Below are 4,189 nucleotides of genomic sequence, written 5' to 3' on the forward strand. Positions count from 1 at the left end.
GTAGCCAGGCCCCCCATATAAAATATTGCATAAAGTTCATCAGTATCAAGCGAAACTTAATATTCATACAGTGCCTGGTTTAAATAATTATAGTCAGTTAATTAAAAACGGAAAGTAGTGAAATTAATGTAAAATAGAAAGGGAGAGTTAGTTAATTAGAGGTTAGAGATTAAAGATTAGTTTACCGTGACGGTTAAGCCTGATCTTTAATCTCTAATTAACTAATCTTTTAGCTACGACGCTTTACGGCGGTTCAGCTCATCACGTATTTTAGCGGCTTTCTCGTATGATTCTTCGGTAAGAGCCTCCTGTAACTTGGTTTTTAATTCGTCGATACTTAAAGAGGAGAACCCGTTACCTGAGGTAACCGGCGTTATTTCTTCGGGAGTTTCAGAGATGTTTTCCAGGTAAACAAAGTCATTGCCTTCAATTACTATCCCCGCGCTCGACAGGATAAACTCGTAAGTATAAATAGGGCAATCAAACCTTACCGCTACCGCAATGGCATCAGAGGTGCGGGCATCTATCTCCATAACCTTTTTACCGTCAGAGCAGATGAGCTTTGAGTAAAATATGCCATCAACCAGGTTGTAAATAATAATTTCCTGTACCATGATATGATAGGCTTCGGCAAAACTTTTAAACAGATCATGCGTAAGCGGCCTACTGGGGGTCATTTTTTCAATTTCAATAGCGATGGCCTGTGCCTCAAAGCTGCCTATGATGATAGGCAGCCGCCGCCTTCCGTTAACTTCGCCCAAAACCAGCGCGTACGCCCCTGATTGGGTTTGACTGTAAGATAAACCAACTATATCAAGCTTGATTTTTTTCATGTTATTACCCATCACAACAGCTCCTCTTTACGCTAAGGTTTTATGTTCTTTAATAGCCGCTATTAATTTCGGTACCACTTCAAAAGCATCTCCAACTATGCCATAATCAGCCACTTTAAAAAAAGGAGCCTCGGCATCTTTATTGATGACTACAATAACTTTCGACGAGCTAACACCTGCAAGGTGCTGTATAGCTCCTGAAATTCCTATTGCAATATACAAATTTGGACTGACAGCAATACCTGTTTGTCCAACATGTTCGCTATGCGGGCGCCATCCTGCATCTGATACCGGTTTGGAGCAGGCAGTTGCCGCGCCCAACAGGTCAGCCAGTTCTTCAATCATACCCCAGTTTTCGGGGCCTTTTAACCCACGACCAGCCGATACCACGATCTCTGCATCAGGTAAAGATACTTTATCGGTTGAACGAACAATATCTTTTATCATTTCTTTAAAGTCGGATGCTTTAGCTTCCACATTAAAATCTTCTACCTGCGCAGCAGCACCACCTTCAACCACTTTATAGGAGTTTGGCGTAAGCGCGATAACTTTGTTGGCTGATGTTAATTCAACCACGGCAAATGCTTTACCAGAGAAGGCCGTTTTTTTAACTGTAAACTTACTGCCATTTTGCTCGGGTAGGGCAACAGCACCATCGGCAACACCAGCTTGCAACTTAACACCCAAACGGGGGGCAAGGCCACGGCCACTAAATGAATTGGATAGTACTACTATATCTGCACCATTAACCTTAGCAGCTTCGGCAATTACCGACGCGTAGGCCTGGTTCACAAAGTTCTTTAGTTTATCGTTTGATACATTTAAAACCTTTTCGGCACCATATTTACCCAATGCGGCTAATTCATCAGCAGCTACATTGCCAATAGATATAGCTATAAGGTTTGTGTTATTTTGAGCGGCAATTGCTTTGGCGTAGGATACAGCTTCAAAAGTTGATTTTTTGAATTTACCGCCCGCGTTTTCCGCATATATTAAAACTGACATATTGAAATGTTAATCGTTAAAATCTTTTTAATTTATATAACCCTTGCCTGTGTGTGCAATAGTTCAACCAATTTAGCCGGGTCATCTGCCGAAACCAGGTTAACCTGGCCACGTGGGGCCGGAGTTTCATAACTAATGATCTCTGATAAAGTTTGCACTTCAACAGGCTCAACTACAGCTAAGGGTTTGGTACGGGCACTCATGATACCACGCATGTTGGGTATTTTAGGCTCGGCCACGCCTTCTGCGCAACCTGCCACAAATGGGAAGGGGATGGTTATTACCTCTTTGCCGCCTTCTATCTCGCGCTCTACAGTAGCTTCGGTATCAGCAGCATCTAATTTTTTGATAATAGATACCGACGGGATATCCAATAGCTCGCCCAACATACCAGCTACCTTAGAGCCATTGTAGTCGATAGACTCGCGGCCAGTTAATATCAGGTCAAAAGGGTTCGCTTTAACGTATTCTGCCACCTGATAAGCAACATGCCAGGCATCGTGCGGTTTAGCGTTAATGCGCACGGCATCGGTGGCGCCAATGGCTAATGCCTTGCGGATGGTAGCTTCGGTGTTAACCTCGCCAACGTTAATTACAGTTACACTTCCCTTGCCACCATCCGTTAACTCAATAGCGCGCGCAAGGGCAATTTCATCGTACGGGTTTAATATAAACTGAACACCGTTTGTATTAAATTGCGTGTTGTTATCAGTAAAAGTTATTTTTGTAGTGGTATCCGGAACATTGCTGATACATACCAGTATTTTCATCATTGTTATAATTGGTTTATGTTTTTTACAGGTATTGGTAATTAGGACACTGCAAATTTAGTTAAAAAAGAGAGAGTTTAAAATGGAGATAAGCAGATTAGATAAGCTGTTAGCGTTTATACAGAATGAACCCGAAGATGAATTTTTAAAATATGCGCTGGCTACTGAATACCTGCGACTTAACGATTCTGAAAAAGCCCTGAGCTATTATGAAGACCTAGTGAACAATCACCCAAACTACACCGGTACTTACTACCATTTAGGCAAATTGTATGAAGCCCTTAACCGTAAAGACGACGCAATAAGCACTTATGAGAAAGGTATGGAGATAACAAAAGTCAAACGCGATATGCATGCTTTCTCTGAACTGCAGGCAGTTTACCGGTCGGCAAAAGGTTTTGAGGAAGATGATGACGACTATTGAGGAGAGTCAGGAAGTTAAGAATCAAGAGCCAGGACTTTGGAAAAAGTAAAAGCCCGTTTGGTTAAACGGGCTTTCTTGTATTGATATCTTGATTCTTATGTCTTAATTTCTTGACTCCTCTTAAAAAGGCGGCTCATCCTCTATATCATCCATCCTTGACGGGCGAATGATGAAATTGCTTGGCTTATCAAAATCTTGTGATGGGTTAAGTCCCGCAAATGCATTGTTGCCTTGCGCCGGGAAGCTATCCATACCTTGGTCAAGATCCTGGAATTTAACATACTTGCCTACGAATTTCAATCTTACCTTACCTGTTTCGCCGTTACGGTGTTTGGCAATAATAATTTCACCAACACCTTGCGTAGGGTTGTTATCTTCATCCACATCAAGTCCGTAATATTCCGGTCTATAAAGGAATAGTACCATATCCGCATCCTGCTCAATAGAACCAGATTCACGTAAATCTGATAGCATGGGCCTTTTTGAACCACCCGGCCTGTTCTCAACCGCGCGGCTTAACTGCGATAGCGCGATAACCGGCACGTTAAGTTCTTTAGCTACGGTTTTCAATGCCCTTGATATACTACCAATTTCCTGTTCACGGTTACCGCCGCCTTTACCATCTGCTTTACCCTGCATTAACTGCAAGTAGTCAATGATTATCAGCTGGATATCGTGTTGTGATTTTAAACGGCGGCATTTAGCACGGAACTCAAATATATTAAGGGAGGGGGTATCGTCAATAATTAATGGTGCTGCCTCCAGGCGACCAATTTTTGAGTGGATCTGTTGCCATTCCCATTCTTCCAAAGTTCCCTTACGGATCTTTTCCTGCTCTATCTCGGTTTCACCGGATATCAAACGATTAACCAACTGAACAGACGACATCTCTAAGGAGAACACTACCACCGGTTTTGCAAAATCAACCGCTGCATTACGCGCGCAGGTTAATACGAAAGCTGTTTTACCCATCGCCGGACGAGCCGCGATTATCACCAAGTCGGATTTTTGCCAACACGAGGTCATACGGTCCAGGTAAGTAAATCCTGACGCAACCCCAGTTAGGCCATCTTTTTTATCTTTTAGGGCTTCAATTTCTTTTAAGGTTTCCTGTAGCAGGTCGTCCATCTTACGCGAATCGCGGCGTAAGTTATTTT

The 4,189-nt window shown here is 42.7% G+C and carries 5 protein-coding genes; 1 reads left to right on the plus strand and 4 read right to left on the minus strand.

The window, feature by feature from the left end:
- Positions 1-233: 233 nt before the first annotated feature.
- Genes JWQ85_RS08850 through JWQ85_RS08860 form a run of 3 tightly spaced genes read right to left on the minus strand, consistent with a single transcriptional unit; the run spans position 234 to position 2,608 of the window.
- On the minus strand, positions 234-833 hold the full coding sequence (locus tag JWQ85_RS08850; protein WP_299467038.1) for a bifunctional nuclease domain-containing protein: 600 nt from the start codon (positions 831-833) through the stop codon (positions 234-236).
- Positions 834-860: 27 nt separating this feature from the next.
- Positions 861-1,838, minus strand: a complete 978-nt coding sequence (locus JWQ85_RS08855; protein WP_299467040.1) for an electron transfer flavoprotein subunit alpha/FixB family protein — start codon at positions 1,836-1,838, stop codon at positions 861-863.
- Between the two features lie 32 nt (positions 1,839-1,870).
- Complete coding sequence (locus JWQ85_RS08860; RefSeq protein WP_299467045.1) at positions 1,871-2,608, minus strand: electron transfer flavoprotein subunit beta/FixA family protein; 738 nt, start codon at positions 2,606-2,608, stop codon at positions 1,871-1,873.
- 82 nt (positions 2,609-2,690) lie between these two features.
- Between JWQ85_RS08860 and JWQ85_RS08865 the strand changes: the two genes are divergently transcribed.
- Positions 2,691-3,032, plus strand: coding sequence for a tetratricopeptide repeat protein (locus JWQ85_RS08865; RefSeq protein ID WP_299467042.1), 342 nt, complete (start codon positions 2,691-2,693; stop codon positions 3,030-3,032).
- A 120-nt stretch (positions 3,033-3,152) separates the two neighbouring features.
- On the opposite strand, the gene dnaB is transcribed toward JWQ85_RS08865, so the two are convergent.
- On the minus strand, positions 3,153-4,189 hold a 1,037-nt coding region (dnaB, locus tag JWQ85_RS08870; protein ID WP_299467044.1), incomplete at its 5' end, for a replicative DNA helicase.

The sequence above is a fragment of the Mucilaginibacter sp. genome (assembly GCF_028288105.1).
GTDB lineage: Bacteria > Bacteroidota > Bacteroidia > Sphingobacteriales > Sphingobacteriaceae > Mucilaginibacter.

Coding starts and splice junctions, on each gene's coding strand:
- JWQ85_RS08865 (WP_299467042.1), top strand. CDS start 2,691: ATGGAGATAAGCAGATTAGATAAGCTGTTAGCGTTTATACAGAATGAA.
- JWQ85_RS08850 (WP_299467038.1), bottom strand. CDS start 833: ATGAAAAAAATCAAGCTTGATATAGTTGGTTTATCTTACAGTCAAACC.
- JWQ85_RS08860 (WP_299467045.1), bottom strand. CDS start 2,608: ATGAAAATACTGGTATGTATCAGCAATGTTCCGGATACCACTACAAAA.
- JWQ85_RS08855 (WP_299467040.1), bottom strand. CDS start 1,838: ATGTCAGTTTTAATATATGCGGAAAACGCGGGCGGTAAATTCAAAAAA.